15 protein-coding genes, 1 tRNA gene and 1 other RNA gene are annotated in these 20,545 nt (G+C 33.6%); 12 read left to right on the forward strand and 5 right to left on the reverse strand.

Annotated features, from left to right (window positions below):
• The first annotated feature begins 36 nt into the window (after positions 1-36).
• The 4 genes from mraY (at position 37) to ssrA (ending at position 2,966) form a co-directional block, all read left to right on the forward strand.
• Entirely contained in the window at positions 37-1,098 is a 1,062-nt protein-coding gene (gene mraY / locus ABYK18_RS01565; RefSeq protein WP_373034817.1) for a phospho-N-acetylmuramoyl-pentapeptide-transferase, read from the forward strand.
• Positions 1,099-2,301, forward strand: coding sequence for a UDP-N-acetylmuramoyl-L-alanine--D-glutamate ligase (gene murD / locus ABYK18_RS01570; RefSeq protein ID WP_373034818.1), 1,203 nt, complete (start codon positions 1,099-1,101; stop codon positions 2,299-2,301).
• 41 nt (positions 2,302-2,342) lie between these two features.
• Positions 2,343-2,418: transfer RNA gene (locus ABYK18_RS01575), tRNA-Phe, on the forward strand.
• Positions 2,419-2,580: 162 nt separating this feature from the next.
• Positions 2,581-2,966: a transfer-messenger RNA gene (gene ssrA, locus ABYK18_RS01580) on the forward strand.
• A gap of 3 nt (positions 2,967-2,969) precedes the next feature.
• On the opposite strand, the gene ABYK18_RS01585 is transcribed toward ssrA, so the two are convergent.
• From ABYK18_RS01585 to ABYK18_RS01600, 4 genes are all read right to left on the reverse strand, one after another.
• Positions 2,970-4,763, reverse strand: a complete 1,794-nt coding sequence (locus ABYK18_RS01585) for an HD domain-containing phosphohydrolase (protein ID WP_373034820.1) — start codon at positions 4,761-4,763, stop codon at positions 2,970-2,972.
• Between the two features lie 65 nt (positions 4,764-4,828).
• Positions 4,829-7,672, reverse strand: a complete 2,844-nt coding sequence (locus ABYK18_RS01590) for an ATP-binding protein (protein WP_373034821.1) — start codon at positions 7,670-7,672, stop codon at positions 4,829-4,831.
• A gap of 2 nt (positions 7,673-7,674) precedes the next feature.
• Entirely contained in the window at positions 7,675-8,475 is an 801-nt protein-coding gene (locus ABYK18_RS01595; protein WP_373034822.1) for a phosphate/phosphite/phosphonate ABC transporter substrate-binding protein, read from the reverse strand.
• 141 nt (positions 8,476-8,616) lie between these two features.
• Positions 8,617-9,126, reverse strand: a complete 510-nt coding sequence (locus ABYK18_RS01600; protein WP_373034823.1) for a thioredoxin fold domain-containing protein — start codon at positions 9,124-9,126, stop codon at positions 8,617-8,619.
• A gap of 148 nt (positions 9,127-9,274) precedes the next feature.
• Here ABYK18_RS01600 and ABYK18_RS01605 point away from each other — a divergent pair, with 148 nt between their 5' ends.
• A complete protein-coding gene (locus ABYK18_RS01605) occupies positions 9,275-9,793 on the forward strand; it encodes a tetratricopeptide repeat protein (protein WP_373034824.1) in 519 nt (172 codons plus the stop codon).
• Positions 9,794-9,806: 13 nt separating this feature from the next.
• Here the strand turns inward: ABYK18_RS01605 and ABYK18_RS01610 are convergent, their stop codons facing one another.
• Positions 9,807-10,694: a DUF808 domain-containing protein gene (locus ABYK18_RS01610; protein ID WP_373034826.1), complete on the reverse strand. Its 888-nt coding sequence runs from the start codon at positions 10,692-10,694 to the stop codon at positions 9,807-9,809.
• A gap of 84 nt (positions 10,695-10,778) precedes the next feature.
• Here ABYK18_RS01610 and ABYK18_RS01615 point away from each other — a divergent pair, with 84 nt between their 5' ends.
• The 7 genes from ABYK18_RS01615 (at position 10,779) to lepA (ending at position 20,489) form a co-directional block, all read left to right on the forward strand.
• The gene (locus ABYK18_RS01615) at positions 10,779-11,045 is read left to right on the forward strand and encodes an acylphosphatase (RefSeq protein WP_373034827.1); all 267 of its coding nucleotides are present in this window, start codon (positions 10,779-10,781) and stop codon (positions 11,043-11,045) included.
• A gap of 90 nt (positions 11,046-11,135) precedes the next feature.
• On the forward strand, positions 11,136-14,564 hold the full coding sequence (locus ABYK18_RS01620; RefSeq protein WP_373034828.1) for a PAS domain S-box protein: 3,429 nt from the start codon (positions 11,136-11,138) through the stop codon (positions 14,562-14,564).
• An 88-nt stretch (positions 14,565-14,652) separates the two neighbouring features.
• Positions 14,653-16,161 (forward strand): HD domain-containing phosphohydrolase, encoded by a 1,509-nt coding sequence (locus tag ABYK18_RS01625; protein WP_373034830.1) that lies wholly within the window; start codon positions 14,653-14,655, stop codon positions 16,159-16,161.
• 310 nt (positions 16,162-16,471) lie between these two features.
• Positions 16,472-17,182 carry an outer membrane protein OmpK gene (locus ABYK18_RS01630; protein WP_373034831.1) on the forward strand — a complete coding sequence of 237 codons (711 nt, stop codon included), beginning with the start codon at positions 16,472-16,474 and terminating at the stop codon, positions 17,180-17,182.
• Between the two features lie 88 nt (positions 17,183-17,270).
• Positions 17,271-17,672, forward strand: coding sequence for a Fur family transcriptional regulator (locus ABYK18_RS01635; RefSeq protein ID WP_373034832.1), 402 nt, complete (start codon positions 17,271-17,273; stop codon positions 17,670-17,672).
• Positions 17,673-17,757: 85 nt separating this feature from the next.
• Positions 17,758-18,684 carry a ribose-phosphate pyrophosphokinase gene (locus tag ABYK18_RS01640; RefSeq protein WP_373034833.1) on the forward strand — a complete coding sequence of 309 codons (927 nt, stop codon included), beginning with the start codon at positions 17,758-17,760 and terminating at the stop codon, positions 18,682-18,684.
• Positions 18,685-18,698: 14 nt separating this feature from the next.
• Positions 18,699-20,489 carry a translation elongation factor 4 gene (gene lepA, locus ABYK18_RS01645; RefSeq protein WP_373034835.1) on the forward strand — a complete coding sequence of 597 codons (1,791 nt, stop codon included), beginning with the start codon at positions 18,699-18,701 and terminating at the stop codon, positions 20,487-20,489.
• Positions 20,490-20,545: the final 56 nt, after the last annotated feature.

The raw sequence follows: 20,545 nt of genomic DNA on the forward strand, positions 1-20,545 counted from the left end.
ATAATGTCGTTTTTAAACTATTAAGGATTTATCACTTTGCTATATGCTATTCATGAACTTTTAAATATCAACATACTTGGATACATTACTATCAGGGCCGGTGTATCATTTTTCTTGGCTCTGTTTTTTACACTATATTTACTTCCCCGTTTTATAAGATGGGCGCAAAGAACTTCAAGCGTTCAGCCGATAAATGAGTGGGCACCCCAGAATCATCAGCAAAAAGCAAAGACACCTACAATGGGCGGTATCGTTTTTATAGGTGCTACTGTTTTAGCTTCGCTGCTAAGTATAAAATTCTCAAACATGTATGCAGTCGGGGCGATACTTACACTTTTGCTTTTTGCTCTTATCGGTTTTCAAGACGACTATGCAAAGATAAAAAAGAGCGAAAACCTGGCAGGGCTAAAAGCCAGAGCAAAACTTGCTCTGCAGATATTAGCATCTTTAGTCGTTACTGGTTTTTTATATTTTGTAGGAGAGTTCAACACTGATCTGTATCTTCCATTTATAAAGACTTCTGTGCTGAACATGGGCATCTACGCTATCATATTTTGGTGTTTGGTAATTATCTCTACTTCCAATGCAGTAAACCTGACCGATGGTCTTGACGGACTTGCAACCGTTCCATCGTTGGCTGCACTGACTTCATTCAGTATTATCATCTACATAACCGGTAACGCAAAGATAAGTTCTTACCTTTTAATGCCAAACTTTGATGTCGGTGAAGTAGCCATAGTTGCGAGTGCTCTTATGGGTGCATTGACGGGGTTTTTATGGTACAACTGCCATCCTGCCGAAGTTTTCATGGGAGACAGCGGTTCTCTTACCATAGGTGCTTTTTTGGGTTATCTCGCCATTATCTCTAAAAGTGAGATTCTGCTGCTTCTTATTGGTTCTATCTTTGTTATAGAGACTATATCTGTCATCCTTCAAGTGGGCAGTTATAAATTTCGCAAAAAAAGAGTCTTTTTAATGGCTCCTATCCATCATCATTTTGAAATGAAAAAATGGGCTGAGACTAAGATTATAGTCAGGTTTTGGATAATCGCTATTCTTTCAAACCTTGTAGCTCTTATTACTTTAAAGATTCGTTAGATGCAAAGAGTTTCTCTGTTTGGTTACGGCAAGACCACAAAAGCAATTGCAAAAGTCGCAAAAGATGCCGTTTTTTACGATGACAAATGCACTAAGCCCTTTCGCGATGAGAACGGTTTCATGGTTAAGCCCTCAAGCGAGTTCAATGCAAAATATTCTCAGCTTGAGATTCCATCGCCCGGAATACCACCGTCAAATCAGCTCATACTCCAAGCAAAAAACCTTATAAGCGAGTATGACTATTTCGCAGATGCAACGCCACTGAAAATCTGGATAAGCGGAACAAACGGTAAAACAACGACGACTCAGATGATGCAGCATCTACTGGAGTCAAAAGGCAGCCAAGCCGGCGGAAACATCGGAACACCTCTGGCGGAACTAAATCCGGATGCCAAGATGTGGATTCTTGAAACCAGTTCTTTTACAATGCACTATACCAACGTAGCCGCACCAAACATATATGTTTTACTCCCTCTCAGTCCTGACCACCTAAGCTGGCACGGAAGCATGCAGGAGTATGTAGATGCAAAACTGAAGCCTTTAACGAGCATGTGTGAAGGCGAAGTAGCAATCATCCCGGATGTATATAAAGATGTGAAGACAGATGCTCATCTTGTCACTTATAAAGACGAAAAAGATTTGGCAGAATATTTTGGTATAGAGATCGATAAAGTAAAATTCAAGGGTGCTTTCCTTGCAGATGCTATTTTGGCAATGGCAGTTGATAAAATACTTTTTGATAAAGTTGATTATGAGAAGATAAACTCTTTTGTTCTTGACCCTCACAGACAAGAAGAACTTCTGGATGCAAAAAACCGTCTTTGGGTAAATGACACCAAAGCAACTAACTTGGATGCAACCATAGCTGCACTAAAAAGATACAAAGACTCTTTCATACACCTGATTCTAGGCGGTGATGATAAAGGTGTCGAACTTGACGAACTCTTTGAGCATCTGCAGAATATAGATGTAAAGATTTATAATATCGGCTCAAACAAAGATAAACTCTCAAAATTTGCAACAGAGTACTCCATAGACTTTGAACTATGTCTGAATCTAGCAGATGCTATCTCTAAAATAGATAAAAATCTAAACAAAAATGAAGTTGCCCTACTCTCTCCGGCCGCGGCAAGCCTAGACGAATTCACCTCATATGCACAAAGAGGCGATGAATTTAAAGAAGCTGTACGAAATATAAGCTAGCTTTCAGCGCATAGGAGCTACAATGTCGCTCTTTAAAAGATGGCCAATTAGCTCAGTCGGTAGAGCAAGTGACTGAAAATCACTGTGTCCTTGGTTCGATTCCGAGATTGGCCACCACCATTTAAAACTCCCAACTTTAAAGCTTTTATTTATTGTAATATTATATATAGTGCTTGGATTTCGCGCATTGACTTATGCAAAAAACAACAAAAAAGATTAATGGTTTTATTAAATTTCGGTGATAATATTTATTATCTTCTGCTATAATTTCAAACATATGGGGCTGACCTGGTTTCGACGGGATCAAGTAGCTTCTGACTGCATGTCGGACTGAGCATTTCCGTTACGCGGCTCACTTTGCTTAAATGCAAACAATACAAATTATCGCCCAGCTTTAGCAGTAGCTTAAGTCTTTAACCCCGACCTCTTAATTGATGGTCGGCGGGCTGCTTCACCTATGGACTCTAGATAAATAGGATTCGAAGTATAACCCTTATGTAGATATATGTTGCGTCTGTCTCAGCGTAACACGAAAACTCGGGGCTCGTCTTGTGTAGCTTTGCAAGTTGTGTGAAGCAAGATTAAACCAAACAACTTCTCTAAGCATGTAGACGTTAGGAGTAGCGTGGTTTCGGACTGGAGTTCGATTCTCCACAGCTCCACCAAATTCACTTATCTATCATTTTATCCATGATTTCTAAAAAGTGTTCTAAATTTTCTTGAAAAAGTTGAATTAATTTTGGATCAAAATGCTTACCTTTTTCTTCCTCAAACAATTTCAAAATAGCTTCAAGCTCCCAAGCTTTTTTATAACATCTATCATGTCCTAGAGCATCAAACACATCAGCTACTGCCGTTATGCGTCCTTCTATTGGAATATCTTCACCAGAAATACCATTTGGATATCCGCTTCCATCATATTTTTCATGATGAGTATATGAAATAATTGCTGCTGTTTTTAAAATTTCTCTCTTTGAATATTTCAGCATCTCATATCCCATTTGGGTATGACTTTTCATAATCTCAAACTCATCATGTGTCAATTTACCCGGTTTTTTTAAGATAGAATCCGGAATACCTACTTTTCCTATATCGTGCATCGGTGATGCTTGTTTTATAAGATTCGCTTTTTCTTCACCAAGCTCTAGTAAGTTTGCCAAAAGATATGAATATTCAGCAACTCTTTTAACATGTAGACCTGTCTCTTTGCTTCTTGTCTCACCGATAGCTCCCATTGTTAAGACTACCTCTTTTTGAGTTTCTTCGATTTCCTCAGTAAGATTAACTATCTCTGTAACATCATGCATAATTTGTAAATGTTCCACAACATTTGAATCTAAATCTAATAGAGGATAAAAAAACGTAATCATGTAAACTTTTTTATTGCTTTTTGTAATACTTGTAAGTAGTTTGGTTACTGATCTTTTATTTTTCAACTCATTTTGAACCTTTTCGCAATCTTTTAGTATTCTATGCTTTTCATCTCTAAATGAATTACATTTTTTGCCCATTATCTCTTCTTTTGAATACTCGATAATTTCACAAAACTTGTCGTTTGCATATATAATATTATTATCAGTATCTGTTTTAAGTATAGCTGTAATAGAGCTCACAGCATACTCATACTGTTCCATATAATTTATATTTTCTTTATAATTTTGACTTGTCGTTGTGAGTTCATCTTTTAAAACTTCTTTATATTCTTCAAGTTCGGTTATATCATGTCTTAAAGCTATATATTCAATTATATTGTCATTTTCATCGACGATTGGATTAACAATCGTATTAACATAATATGCTTCGCCGTTTTTTTTACGGTTTTTAACTTTTCCTGACCAAGATTTTTTTGATTCTATAGTTTGCCAAAGTTCTTCAAATGCAGATGATGGCATATCTCTGTGACGAACAATGCTATGGGGTTTTCCGATAAGTTCTTCTCTTGAATAACCGGAAATCTCACAAAATTTATCGTTCACAAACGTAATGACTCCTTTTGTATCTGTTTTTGATACAATGGCACTGCTGTCTACTATACTTTTGTATTGATCCAATAATGTTTGCCTATGTTTGCTTTCAATGCTTTTTTTGACCAGTCTTGCCCAATAAGAGATTTTAAGTAAAAATGATTTCGCCTCGATAGGTTTAGTGATGTAATCCACGGCACCAAGCTCAAAACCTTTTTCCATATAATCTATACTGTCATCAGCACTAAAAAAAATAATTGGAATCTCCTGATTTGATTCTACGCTGTATACTCTTCTGGCTACTTCAAAACCATCTACGTCGGGCATATGTATATCAAGAAGGACAATGTCCGGTCTCTTTTTTTCAAATACTTCCAATGCTGTCAAACCACTCGTTGCAACACTAACGTCATAATCATTGTAAAGCAGTTCCACCACAAACTGAATATTAATCGGTTCATCATCCACGACAAGGATATTTAATTTTTTATCATTCATGACGTACATCTCCCGTTTTTTTTATACACAACCTTTGTTCTGCCAGATTCTTTTGCTTTTGCATTTTAATCTCCCAATAACTTATAAATATTACTTAACATTTTATTTGCCTCTTTATATTCATATGAAAGAAGATAAGAAGTTAACTCTTCTACTATTTTTTTATCCAAATATTTATACAGCATATCTTGTAATACTTCAACTTTATCTTGCGTAATCACTCTGAAGTATTTTATATCTTCTTCAATCTTTTGTACATATCGTACAACATCTTCTTTAACGTATTCTTTATGCAATACCGTACTATCTTCCGTATTTAATTGAATTTTTAAAGTCCCGACTGTTACTGTTAACAATTTAATCAGTTTTGGAAGGAGTTTTTTTCTTAGTTCTATATCAGATGTGTCATATATCTCTTTTGTAATTGAAAGGATTTCTTTAAGAGATATATTTCCACTGACTCCCTTTAATGAATGAATTATTTGATTAAACTCATCAGAATCTACTGCCAATGTATTAAATAACGTCTCTGCATTTTCATACTGCTTACAAAAATTTGAAATTATCTGTCGGATTATTTTTGGTTTTTCACCAATTCTACCTTTTAACTCCTCCATATCTATTCCATAATATGCTATATCAGAGTTTGTATCATCAGTTATTTCTGCTTTTTTTAAAAGTTCTGAGTTAAAATTTTTTGCTTTTATAAATTGAAATAAAATTTTGAGTACTTCATTTTCATTCATAGGTTTAGCCAAATGTGCAGACATCTTAGCTTGACTGGTTTTTATTACATCTTCTTGCATTACGGCAGCACTAAGTGCAACTATTGGTATATTCTCATTTATTTTTTTAATTTGTCTACTGGCTTCAAAACCGTCCATAATCGGCATTTGAAGATCCATTAGAATTAAATCATATTCTTTACCCACCTTTATCATTTCAACTGCTTCTTGCCCATTGTTAGCAATATCTATTGCTATTGAAAACTCTTCTAACATTCCAACGGCTACTGTTTGATTAATCTGATTATCTTCTACAAGGAGTATATGCGCCCCTTTGATAGAATCAATATTTGATTGATAGTTCTTTGGTTCTAGATTTTTTTTCGTTACAACCTTATCATCAACTTTTCCAAAAGTTGCAGTAAAAATAAATATACTTCCTTTTCCCTCTTGACTTTCTACCAATATTTCACCATTCATCATTTCGACAAGGTGTTTCGATATAGAAAGTCCAAGCCCTGTTCCACCATATTGACGTGTTATTGAACTGTCAGCTTGCATAAACTCTTTAAACAAATATTTCTGAACCACTTTACTCATGCCTATTCCACTATCTTTTATGGAAAATTTTAACTTTTTGGAATGTTCATTTTCTTGTATTATTTGCACATCTACGTCAATTGAGCCTTTTTGCGTAAATTTAATAGCATTTCCCACTATATTTGTAAGTATTTGAGTTAAACGAAGGGGGTCGCCAAGAAGGATGATTTTATCTTTGACATCTATATTTAAAAGTAGTTCTTTTTGATTTGCCTGATATTCAAATAAATCAAAAAGATTTTTCATAATACTATCAAGTTCAAAGACACTCTTTTCTAAATCAAGTTTTCCTGCCTCAATCTTAGAATAATCAAGTATGTCATTTATAACATGTAAAAGTGCTTTTGAAGATGTTTTTGCTCTTTGAAGATAATCTCTTTGTTTATCATCAAGTTTTGTTTTTAAGACTAACCCTGTCAATCCTAAAACTCCATTGAGCGGTGTTCTGATTTCATGCGACATATTTGCCAAAAAATCTGATTTTGCTCTGTTTGCTTTTTCTGCTTCCTCTTTTGCTTTTTGCAGTGCTATTTTATTTTCATTATCTTTTGTAATATCCTGGAAAGTGGTATATAAGTAAGTTGTATCTTCTAACTTAATCATTCTGACACTTACTAAAATATTTTTTAAACTTCCTGATTTTGTTTTATGTCTTGTTTCAAACCTATCGAAGCCTTGTACAAGTATATTTTGCTGGCGCTTTATAATTTCATCTTCATTTTTAATTGCTTCTATGTCTTTTATATTTAATTTGGCATATTCATCTTTGGTGTAGCCTAACATTTCATGTGCACTTGCATTAAACTCTAGAAACTTTTGTGTTTTTGGATCAATTAGGACTATTCCATATAATGATTCTTGAAACAATGTGTAAAATTTTGTTTCGGCTTTTTTAATTTGATTGGTTCTCTCATCAATTTTTTCTTGCATGATATAGAGTGTTTCACCTAAATCAGAGAACTCATCTTGACCTTGAAACTGCAATTTTTCTATTTTTTCATTATTTGAAATTTTATCGGCTGCTTTTTTGAGTTTATCCAGGTTTGAAGTTAATTTACTGAGTATAAACCAGGCTATTGCAAAGGAAAATAAAATTTGTATACTAATCAAAATAAAAACATATTGCAAATTTCCATATATGAGTGTTGAACTTTTTGTAGTATCAAACAGTATTTTGACACTGCCTATATCAGAACCTTTTAGATTAAGTTGCGAAGTATGAATAATCAAATTTTTTTGCTCTTTTGGCAATGTTTGCATCTTTTCAAATTTTTTTATAGTGTGAACATTACCTCTGCTTTTTCCTGATAAATAACTTCCCTGTTTATCATAAACTATAACTGCTTCAATCTCTTCTATACGTAAGAGACCATTCACGATATCATCCAGTGTTGCCAAGTCATAAACCGCCGTCGGAGTTTTAAGCAGATTTATGCTTAGATTGCTCAGTTCTTTTATTTTATTCTCAATAAAAAATTTTGAAGAATTTTCAAAGAGTAAAAAATTTGTCCATACTATTAAACCTATAAAAAGAGTTTCTACAATAACAAATGCAAGAATAAAACGATTTTTAAATGAATTCATATCTACTCTTTAGAATCTAAGTTTTTTGCTAATTTTCTAATAACATTGTATTGGCTGTCATCAATTTCAATTAATTTTTTCATACTTAAATCATTTAAAATATTAACAGGCATGGATAATATAGCAGCTTTAAGAAGTTCGGTTTGTTTTTTATCTACTCTTGGATGAAATGCTATAGGATGACTAGGGTAAGGAGCAGTACGATAGATAATTTGAAGTTTTTCTTTTGTTTTTTTATCCTCTAGATTGTTGAAAGTTCTCTCTATCCCGCCTCCGATATCACCGACACCTCTAGCTACTCCTTTATAAACAGAGTCATGAGAGTTTACATATGTCAGGCTGCAGTTTTTATCTATGTCTACGCCATACTTTTCGTTAATTTCGTACTTTGTCAAAATTGTAGCAGCAAAAGCAAATGGGGCTGGAAAAAGATATTTCATTTTACGGAGGTTCACAGAGTTCATCTTAATATTTTTGCAGGACACCAAAATACCGACAATCATTTTGGAATCTCTTATGAAAGCTTTATAACCCTGTTTTTTACTGGCGATAACATAGTGATATGGATTCATATATGCCATATCATAGACCCCATTATTAAGTTTTTTTTCAAATTCAGGTATTGATTTTTCAACATTTAGAATAATATGTAAACCTGTTTCTTTAGATAAATAATTCACTACAGGCATCCATTTTTCAATTAAAATAGATGGACTTTGTTGAGGAACAACACCAAACACAATATCAGCCGCAAAGACTGAAAAAGTGAACAGATTTATAAATAACAGACTCAGCATTTTCATCTTTTTTTCTCCAAAAAATTATGACACACACTCTTTCTATTGCCTTTGGAACAAAACAACTTAAAATATTATACGCTAAATTCTTTTATTATCTCATCTAAATGCCAAAATAATTTTAAAGAGTTCTCTTAAAAAATTACATTAAAAATCCAATTCCTCCATACATTCTACAATACCTTCTGAGACTCTGCAGTATCCGGAATCTTTTTGAAAAGATATCATGTACGGTCTTTTTTTTATTTTTAGTTTTTTTGCCACTTTTGTTATTCTTTTTGTGATTTCATATTCTTTAGAAGTAGCTTTGAAACCATCTAGATTTATTTTCTTAGACCTAACCATCACATCCAACAATGTCTTTTTTTTATCTGCTGACTGGTATATATACTGAATTAATCTGTCAGATTCATATTTTGGTAATCTATATAAAAAAACATGATAGCTGTTTAGCATCTGGAGCATTTTATTTTCACTAATCTTTTTAATGAATCTTTTTGAGTATTTGCACATCGGGTCTACAAAGACATACACATCATTTTTCTTACCTGTTCCGATATTAATGGCATCTTTGGATATGGACTTTAGTAAATCATGCGGTTTTTCTACGGCAAAAACATTAAAACATAATAGTAAGACTATAAGTATTTTTTTCACTTTTTATTCTCCAAAATCAATAAAGATATTCTTCAATATTATCCATTCTCACACTGCAAGTAAATACTTTTTCAATAATTGATTAATATTAATCTCAAAATGGTTATTTAGATACAATACTGATATTAAAAATAATCAAGGAATAAGAATGATTAAAATCATTATGAGTATAAGCTTACTTTTTAGCATAAACTTATTTGCCGAGTCAGCTCATGACCATGAACATCATGAACACGCACATCATGGCAAAAAACAAGACATAAAAACAACTATAGAACTCTACACAAAAGCATGTGAAAGTGGAGAAACAAACAGTTGTAATAACTTGGCAGTTATATACGACCTTGGTAAGCTTGTAAAACAAGACAAGAAAAAAGCAATCGAGTTATACACAAAAGCCTGCAATGCAGGGAATAAGTACAGCTGCAATACTCTAGGAAAAATATATTTTAAAGGAAATCCTGCAATTCAGGACAAGCCTAAAGCAATCGAGTTCTACACTAAAGCCTGTAATGCCGGAAACGATTACAGTTGTAATACTCTAGGAATAATATACATTAAAGGTGACGGAGTCAAACAAGACAGAACAAAAGCAAAAGAGTTATTTTCTAAAGCTTGCGATGCCGGGAATATGGGTGCTTGTAGAAACTACGAAAGACTTAAATAAAGCAGGTATTTATTCATGCTTCATTGGTTGAATCTTGGCTTTTAAATACTTTTATTACCATCCCATGAACAAAGACTGCCACACCGCCTATAACCAGCCCGACTAACAACTCTAAAAGCATGCTCGGCAGAGCATGTAAATACTCATGTATCTGATGTACGTTATGTGTAAAGATGCCACCTGCGACTAAAATCATAGCCAGTGTCCCTACAACAGTTAAAGCTCTTATGACTTTTGGCAGAGCAAGAACCAGCATCTCTCCTGTAGACTTTAGCAGGCTTTTACCTTCGTCTGCCATATCTATGAGTTTCAAGCCCATATCGTCCATTCTTACTATAAGAGCAACGATGCCGTAAACTCCGATGGTCGCAAGTACAGCGACTAAAGTCACTACCATTATTTGGACTGGAAGAGATTTTTCCAGAACCGTTCCAAGAGCCATGATGACTATCTCTATGGAGAGTATAAAGTCTGTCACTATTGCAGATTTTATCTTTGTTTTTTCTATCTCGAGTATTTTTTCTTCTGATAGCGTCTTTTGCACTTCTCTTTTTTGCTCTTGTTTATGTGGAAAAAAATATTCAAGGATTTTCTCAGCACCCTCAAATGCAAGATAAACTCCGCCCATCATAAGAACAGGGACTATTATCCACGGAGCAAATGCGCTTAGTAAAAAGGCTATTGGAAGTATGATGAGTTTGTTTCTAAAAGAGCCTTTTGTTATTGCCCAAAGAACAGGAAGTTCTCTTGAAGATGCAAAGCCTGATGCTTTTTGTGCATTTACTGCCAAGTCATCACCCAAAATGCCGGCTGTTTTTTTAGTAGCTACTTTACTCATTGCAGCGGCATCATCGAGCAGCATCGCTATGTCATCAAATACAGCGAAAAAACCGGTTGTCATTTTAGTCCTTTTCTCTTGGCTTCTTGAAGTTTAATACAAATATACTTAAATACAAAACTGCATAATTAGGTGTATAATACTTGTATGAAAAACTACAGATTTAAAATCACCGGCAAAGTACAAGGTGTCTACTATAGGGTAAGTGTGCAAAAAAATGCAAAAGCTGCCGGATATAGCGGATATGTAAAAAACATGCCTGACGGCAGTGTCGAAGCCGGTGTCACATGTCATGCTTCAAAACTGGAATACTTCATAACTTTACTAAAAAAAGGCTCACAATACAGCAAAGTAGATGCTGTTGAAATAGAGGAGAGTAATGAGCAGTTTATAGAGGGTTTTGAAGTAAGATAAAATCTTCAGTCACATTTTTAATTAAAAAAAATTAGAAATATTCGTTATAATAAGTTCAGTGTAAACTTCAACTAAAAGGAAGTATGACTGATGAATAGACAAAAACAAAGCAAAAAAGAAATACATATTATTCTATTCGCTTTTATAATTATGGTTATATTAGCACTTATTTCTAAAACGGTTGGTTTTTACCAAATAGAAACTCTACACAAAACAACTTCCGACATATATGAACATCCGCTAAAAGTCTCAAACGCCGCAATCAACATCAAACTAGAAGTATATAAGATACATAAAGATATGAAAGATATTGTTTTATCATCATCTGAGAAGGAATTAAACAAGCATATAGAAGAGGTTGATAAACATGAAAAACATGTTTACGACTATTTAACAATCACAGAAAAATATATAATAGGAAAAGAAGGGTTAGCGCTTCAGAAAGAGACTAAAGATCTTTTTAGCACATGGAAACCTATACGTGATGAAGTAATAAAACTTGTAAAAAATGCAAAAATAAATGAAGCAGTTGCAATAACAAAAACAAAAGGTGCTAAACACGTATTAAAACTGGAAAACTCTTCTAACAAACTATATTTATATGCACAAAATAAAGCGTTACATTTTCAAAAGGGCGCAAATTCAAGTTTTGAGAAGTTAAAATTTATAAATATTGAAATAAGTATCTTACTTTTATTACTTTTTTCTTTGATTGTCTACTACACTATTAAAAGAACAACTAACTACTTTAATAAAAATGAGCACTTAACTGATGTTTTAGCTGTAGTAAGGAATGTCAACCAGCTTATTGTCAGAGAAAAAGAAGTTAAAAAACTACTACAAAACAGTTGTAATATCTTGGCATCTAGTCATGTTTATGGAAATGTTTGGATTATCACTTTTGATGAAGAAAACCAAATTGAGCATATAGTAGGTTCAGACTCTTCTGAAAATTTCACCTCTTTTAAAAATAAAATAGAAAAAAATTGGACTCCTCACTGCATCCATAAGAGATCAAAAACAGATGAGGCATACTCTTATATTGAAGATACTTCACAAGATTGTCATGAATGCCCCTTAATAAATTTTTACAATGGAAAAAGTGCACTTAGTATAAAGTTAAAATATGAAAATACGCTCTACGGATACCTCAATATATCCATTGATAATGAACATATCAACAATACGGATGAACTTTCACTTTTATATGAACTTGCCGGAGATATAGCATATGCAATTAACAACCTAAGATTAGAAGCTAGCTTAAAAGAGAGTAATGAAAGAGAAAGAGAAAGTAAAAATAGCATAGTTCAAATCAAAGAACTATATGAAAACACCATAAATAGTGTAGATAACTTAATTTTCGTAAAAGACAGCAACTTTAATTATATAACTTGTAACTCCGCTTTTGAAAAGTTTATAGGTAAGTCAAAAGAAGAAATCATAGGAAAAAATGATTATGACCTTTTTGAAAAAACAATGGCTGACTCATTCCGCGAATATGATAAAAATATATTTACTGCCAATGAAACAAAATCTAATTTTGAATGGATTACCTATCCTGATGGAAGCAAGGTTTACCTATTAACTATAAAATCTCCTTTAATCAATTCAGATAAAGAGACATTTGGTATTGTTGGAAATTCTGTAGATGTAACTAAACAACAAGAGACTCTTGAACGATTAAAAGAAGCTCAATCTTTGGCAAAACTTGGAAGCTGGGAGTTTGATATAGAAAAAAATGAATTACAAGCTACAGAAGAAATTTACAATATTTACGGTGTTACTGATTTTAATAAAAAACTAACAAAACATTTTTTATATAAAAGTATTCACCCGGATGATCTTAAAAAGACAAAAAAACATTTAAAAGAATCACTCATTTTTGCAGAAGGAAATATATTTCATAATAGAATTATTAGAGAAAACAACGGAGAAACAAGATATCTGGAACATCGTTGGAGTACAAAATATAAAAATAATGTAGCAGTCAAATTCATTGGAACAACTCAAGATATTACAGAGTACATTAAAATGCAAGCTGCTCTAAATGAAAGTGAAGAAAAATTTAGATTGTTGATTGAACAATCTCCATTTGTAATAGAAATATACGATTTAGACGGTTTACAGATAGAAGTCAATCATTCGTATGAAATACTTTGGAATATTCCTGCAAAACTAACCTTAAACAAATTTAATGTACTTAAAAGCCAAGAGGTTAAGAAAACAGGTTTAATAGAGTACGTTAAAAGGGCTTATGACGGAGAATATGTCAATGTTCCTGTATATGAGTTTGACCCTACAGGTAAAACTGAGGCTCAGGGAAAAGGCAGAAAACGTTTTTTAAATACAAAAATATTTCCGATAAAAGATAAAAACAACAAAGTAAAAAATATTGTTATTATGCATGAAGACGTAACTGAGCAGGAACAAACCACAAAGCTATTGGGAGAGAAAAAAAGAGAACTAGAAACTACAATTCAAGAGGCACCAAATCCTATAATGGTACATAATGAAGATGGTGAAGTTCTTTTAATCAATAAAATATGGGAACAGCTAACAGGCTATAAATATTCAGAAATAAATACTATAGACAAATGGACTCAAAAAGCTTATGGTAAAGAAATGCCGGCTATAAAAGAGTGCATTGATAATCTATATGACATAAACACTAAAGTTGATAATGGTGAATATAATATTCTTACAAAAAATAAAGAGACTATCATTTGGCAATTCAGTTCGGCTCCTCTAGGAATCATAAATGGAAAACGTACCATTATTACATCCGCAATGGACATTACGGAATTAAAACATAAAGATGACCTTATAATGGTGCAATCACGCCATGCTGCTATGGGTGAGATGATAGGAATGATAGCTCATCAGTGGAGACAACCGATAAGTGTCATTGCAATGGCAGCTAATAATATGTTGTTGGACATTATACTAGAAGATTTTAATACAGAAAAAGCAGAAAAAATTTCTCAAACCATTCTTCAACAAACATCTCATCTCTCAAAAACTATAGATGACTTTAGAAACTTTTTCAAATCCGATAAAGAAGTTTCTAAAGTAAAACTTCAAAACATTATGCAAGAAACCATAAATATAGTACAAGATAGCCTTAAAAACAATCATATAAAACTTAAAACATCTTATAATTCAAATTCTGAAGTAGACGCTTATCCAAGAGAATTAATGCAAGTTTTTGTGAACATTATAAATAATGCAAAAGATGCAATACTCTCTGAGGCTGTAAAAAAATCTATGATACAAATAAAGATATATGACGACGAGGAATATGTCAATACAGAAATTTGCGATAATGCAAAAGGGATTGATGAAGATAATTTACAAAAGATATTTGAACCTTATTTTACAACAAAAGGTGAAAAGACGGGAACAGGTTTGGGTCTATATATGAGTAAGCTGATTATTGAGAATCACTTACATGGTTCTATTGAGGCTTATAACGATAAAAAGGGTGCTTGCTTTAGGATTAAACTGCTTAAGTCATAATCGAATTTATATTTATTATTTTAAATGAATATAAGTTATGCTAATATCGTTAAAGTGCGAGTATACAATAGTACAGTGGAGAAAGCTTATGATTGATAAACTAAAATCTAAAATTGCCTCACTCAAAGAAAAAGCAGGATACTTTTCTGTTTTATATGTTGAGGATGAGGCGGAACTTCGTGAAGGCATCCGCTCATTTTTAAGCAAAATCTTTACAGATCTTGATACTGCCCAAAACGGTAAAGAAGGTTTTGAAAAATATATTTTAAAAAAGTATGATATTGTTCTTACGGATATACAGATGCCCAAGATGAACGGTCTTGAGATGATAAAAAAAATCAGAGAGATAGATGAAACACAAGAAATAATCGTTATATCAGCTTATACAGATGCAGAATACTTAACAGAGTCTATTCAACTTAATGTTACCGGTTATATCATCAAACCAATTGAATTTATGCAAATTTTACAAATGCTTGAACAATCCGTATATAAACTTTCAGCATTACGTGAAAATGAGATTTATAAAGAAAAGCTAGAGTCTATGGTAGAAGAAAGAACTAAAACAGTTTTAGATTTACAACGCCAGCAACTCCTCAATTATAACCATGCTATTCATTCTCTGGTAAAGATGATAGAAGCACGAGATACGTATACCGGCGGACATAGTGAACGTGTGGCTTTATATTCAAAAAAAATTGCTAAGGCCATGAAACTATCGGAGCAAGAGTGTAATATGATTTATGAATCAGGAATTTTGCACGATATCGGGAAAATTATCACACCAGATGCCATCTTGTTAAAACCAAATAGATTAACCAAAGATGAATATTCACTAATTAAAGAGCATGCAACTGCGGGATATAATATACTAAGTGAAATCCCAATGTATAGAGAACTTGCCGATATCGTACATGCACATCACGAGCATTGTGACGGAAGTGGATATCCAAGGGGTCTTAAAACTGAGGATATTCCTCTAGCTGCACGTATTATGTCGGTAGCAGATGCGTTTGATGCTATGACTACTAGTAGAATTTACAAAACGAAAAAAACAATTGCACAAGCAATAGAAGAGTTACGTAAGTACAGTGGAACTTGGTACGATACCGACGTAGTAAATAGTGCAATTGATATTTTTAAATCTGTAAATCTTGATACGCATACCCAACAAACACCTATCTCTCATATGGATGATGAACGTTTTGCATATTTTTACAAAGATCCCCTTACGCATACATATAACCATTACTATCTTGATTACATACTACAAAACTATAATAGCAAAAAAAGCTCTTTATGCTTAAATGTAATATATATTAAAAATTTTACATCATATAATAAAAAGTATGGATGGAGTGAAGGAGATATATTACTAAACAAATTTAGCAATTATTTAAAATCAGAATTTTCCAACTTTCAAATATTTCGAATTTTTGGTGATGATTTTGCTCTTTTATGTGACAAACGATTTAGCGTAGATATAGATAAAATCAATGATATTTCCCTGCTTAAAGAAAATGACCTTCATTGTGAAATCAATCAATATGATCTTGATAAAAATGACATTCATGATTACAAAGATTTACAGCCATAACTTAATACTTTTGTGAACACTTTTTGCTTAGTGTTTATCGGATTTACACAAATTGTCTTTGTTGCTTTACCTAAGCGTTAAAACACGCTTTACAACTAAGGATATGTCATGTTAAATGGTTTAATTCGTGTCGATGTCAATAGCACTCACTCACCAAAAGTTGATCAAAACAAGCGGTTTTCAAAAATGGTGAGAATAATTATAATGTTTAACGACGGAGGAGGCTGATCCGCCCGTCTTTTCTGCCTTATAATCAGCTTGTATCAATATAATGATATACTTTTATATTGATACAAAGGATTTCACTTTTATGAAACAACTTTTTTTATTTACACTTTTTCTTTCTAATCTTTTTGCATTCTCAACGACAAACATTCAATTTCTTTACGGAATTTTTGATGACAACAGTTATGTTTATGACACAAAAAACGGCGGAAAGTCTACTATCACTCTTGAACACTACAGTTCTTACGAATACGGCGATATTTACGCTTTTTTGGATCATAGTATCGCAGATAATGAGTTTAAATATCACTACTCTAAAACAGATACTTACACAGAGTTCTCTCCAAGACTCAATCTTAGTAAAATCACTTCTCATAATTTAAGTTTTGTATTTGTAAAACAACTCTATCTGGCATATCAGTACAATGCAAGCAATACATACAATGCAAACCTTGTCGGACTTGGAAGTGATTTAGAGATATATGGCTTTAATATTTTTGGAGTCAATGTTTATAAAAAATATCAAAATATCGGTAAAGACACTTATCAGTTATCCACATATTATAAGACAAAAAAGGTCTCTGGAATCTTTTTCATAGAGGGTTTTGTTGATTGGACGGAGTATGATTTTTTAACTCAAAATCAATTTTTACTCGATACAAAAAAGATTCTAAATATGAAGAATTTTTTTATAGGTGCTGAGTGGCACTACTACAAGCAAAAACCGCTAGATATAAACTTCAACTCAAAAGTAGAATCAAATACTCTTCAAGCTATGATTAAATACTCTTGGTAACAACATCATCAAACTTCTAAGATTATTCTATTATTAAACTTAAAATATAATTTTTATCCTTTAAACTACATTAGTGTATAATATCATTATGATTGATTATACAGATGAACTCAGACGTCACCATTTAAAAGCAACTCCGCAAAGACTGGCAATCAGTAATGCCCTGCACTCCTGCGGACATATAAATATAGATACTCTTTACTCTATTATGCTCAAAAAGTTCAATTCTATCTCTTTGGCGACTATCTATAAAAACATCAATCTTATGCTTGAAAACTCATATATACAAGAAGTCAAAATTCCACAAAACAAATCAGTATACGAACTTACAAAAACCATTCACTCTCACTTAGTCTGTCAAAAATGCGGAAAAGTAGAAGATATTAGTCTGCATATGGATTCTATTTTAAATGAAGCATTATCAAAAAGTAATTTTGAGATTTCTAAAACAGATTTAGTTCTATCTGGTGTTTGTAAAAACTGCCAATAAATTTTTATAATTACTATCACTTTTAACAACTCCTCAGAACTATTATTATATAATTCCATTATCAATTTTTCCAAGAAGGAATCCCATGCGTGGTTATAAAATTTTTGCCGGTTCTGCAAGTGTAGAATTCGCAAAAGAAATTTGTCAAGTTTTAGATGTTCCATTAGCTAATGCTGAAACAAAGAGATTTAGTGATGGTGAGATCTCTGTTCAAATAGCAGAAAGTGTTCGTGGTCGTGATGTTTTTATAGTACAGAGTACTGGCGCTCCATCAAATGACAATTTAATGGAACTACTAATCATGACAGATGCTCTTCGTCGCTCATCAGCAAACAGCATCACAGCAGTAGTTCCTTACTACGGTTACGCTAGACAAGACAGAAAAGCTGCTCCTCGTGTTCCTATTACTGCAAGACTTGTTGCAGATATGTATGAGACTGCAGGAATAGACAGAGTTGTAACTATTGACCTTCATGCAGGTCAAATCCAAGGTTTCTTCAATATCCCTGTTGACAATCTTTACGGCTCAGTTACGTTCGAGCAGTACATAAAAAGTAAAAACCTAAAAAATCCTATCATCGCTTCTCCTGATATCGGCGGTGTTGCTCGTGCGAGATACTTTGCAAAACGTATGGGCCTAGAGATGGTTATCGTAGATAAACGCCGTGAAAAAGCAAATGAGTCTGAAGTTATGAACATCATCGGTAATGTTGAAGGTCATGACGTAATTATGATTGACGATATGGTAGATACTGCCGGGACTATGGTAAAAGCTGCAACAGCACTGAAAAATAACGGAGCTGTTTCTGTAATGGCATGTGCTACTCACGCCGTTCTTAGCGGAAAAGCTTATGACAATCTAGAACACGGTGAGCTTGATGAACTAATTGTAACTAACACATTAGAGTCAAAAGCACACAAAAAGATAAAAGTACTAACGGTTGCTCCTCTTTTTGCAGAAGTAATTCGCCGTGTATATCACAACGAAAGTGTAAATTCACTTTTTGCTTAAGCAGGAAATATTAATTGAAAAATATTAGAAACTTTTCTATAATCGCTCATATCGACCACGGTAAGAGCACACTGGCTGACCGTATCATCCAGGAGTGTGGTTCAGTTACTGAGAGAGAACTCAAGACTCAGATGATGGACACTATGGACATCGAACAAGAGCGCGGTATAACCATCAAGGCTCAAAGCGTTAGACTTGATTATGTAAAAGACGGTGAGCATTACATCCTTAACCTCATAGACACTCCGGGCCATGTTGACTTCTCTTATGAAGTCAGCAAGTCTTTAGCATCCAGTGACGGAGCTTTACTTATAGTAGATGCTGCTCAAGGTGTTGAGGCTCAGACTATCGCTAATGTTTATTTGGCACTTGATAACAACCTTGAACTTATTCCTGTAATCAATAAAATAGACCTTCCTGCTGCCGACCCTATAAAAGTTGCTGAAGAGATTGAAACAAGTATAGGCATAGATGCTACGGATGCCTGCCTTGTGTCTGCAAAAACAGGTGTCGGGATTCGCGAGCTTATCGACGCTATAGTCGATCGTGTTCCTGCTCCTGTGGGCAACCCGGATGCTACTACCAAGGCCATTATTTATGATTCTTGGTTTGACCAATACTTAGGAGCTCTTGCTCTTGTACGTGTGTTTGACGGTCAAGTGAAAAAAGGTCAGAACATTAAGCTTATGAGTAACAATGAAGAGCATCAGATACTAGACTTGATGTATCCTCATCCTATGAAAAAAATCAAAACAAATACTATAGAGTGCGGTGAAATCGGTATTGTTGTTTTAGGTCTTAAAGAAGTCAGTGTTGTAAATGTCGGTGACACGATCACAGATGCGAAAAACCCTGCAAAAGAACCTGTCGGAAAATACGAACCTGCAAAACCTTTTGTATTTGCCGGAATATATCCTATAGACACAGATAAATTTGAAGACCTTAGAGATGCACTTGATAAGTTGAAATTAAATGACTCTTCTCTTAGCTACGAGCCTGAAACATCCGTAGCTCTAGGTTTTGGTTTTCGTGTCGGTTTTCTTGGTATGCTCCACATGGAAGTCATCAAAGAGAGACTAGAACGCGAGTTTAATCTTGATCTAATAGCATCTGCACCGTCTGTTATATATAAAGTCTATCTTACAAATGGAACTATGGTTGATGTTCAAAACCCTTCTCAACTACCTGAAATTCAGAAAATAGACCATATAGAAGAACCGTATGTAAGGGCTACCGTAATCACTCCTAGTGAATATCTTGGAAATATTATAACTCTACTCATCAGTAAACGCGGTACTCAAACAAAAATGACTTACCTCAATGAAGATAGAGTTATGCTGGAGTATGAGATACCTATGAATGAGATAGTCATGGATTTTTATGACACACTAAAGTCTATCTCAAAGGGCTATGCTTCATTTGATTATGACCCGATAGACTTCAAAACCGGCGACCTTGTAAAACTTGACATAAAAGTAGCAGGAGAAGCGGTAGATGCGCTAAGTGTTGTTGTTCCTCGTACTCAGGCTCTTGCCCGTGGCCGTGTTTTGGTTAAAAACATGAAAGAGCAGATTCCTAGACAACTTTTTGAAGTAGCCGTCCAAGCATCTTTGGGTTCTCAGATTATAGCTCGTGAGACTGTAAAATCTATGGGCAAGAACGTTACTGCCAAATGTTACGGTGGAGATATTACTCGTAAACGTAAACTTTTAGAGAAACAAAAAGCGGGTAAAAAACGTATGAAGTCTATAGGAAAAGTCCAACTTCCTCAAGAAGCCTTTATGTCAGTTTTAAAAATGGACTAAGTAGTTTCAGTATGAAATGCATGTTGTGTGAGAGTTTATCCCTCACACACATCTGC

This window comes from Sulfurimonas sp., from assembly GCF_041563495.1.
In the GTDB taxonomy this organism is placed as follows: domain Bacteria; phylum Campylobacterota; class Campylobacteria; order Campylobacterales; family Sulfurimonadaceae; genus Sulfurimonas.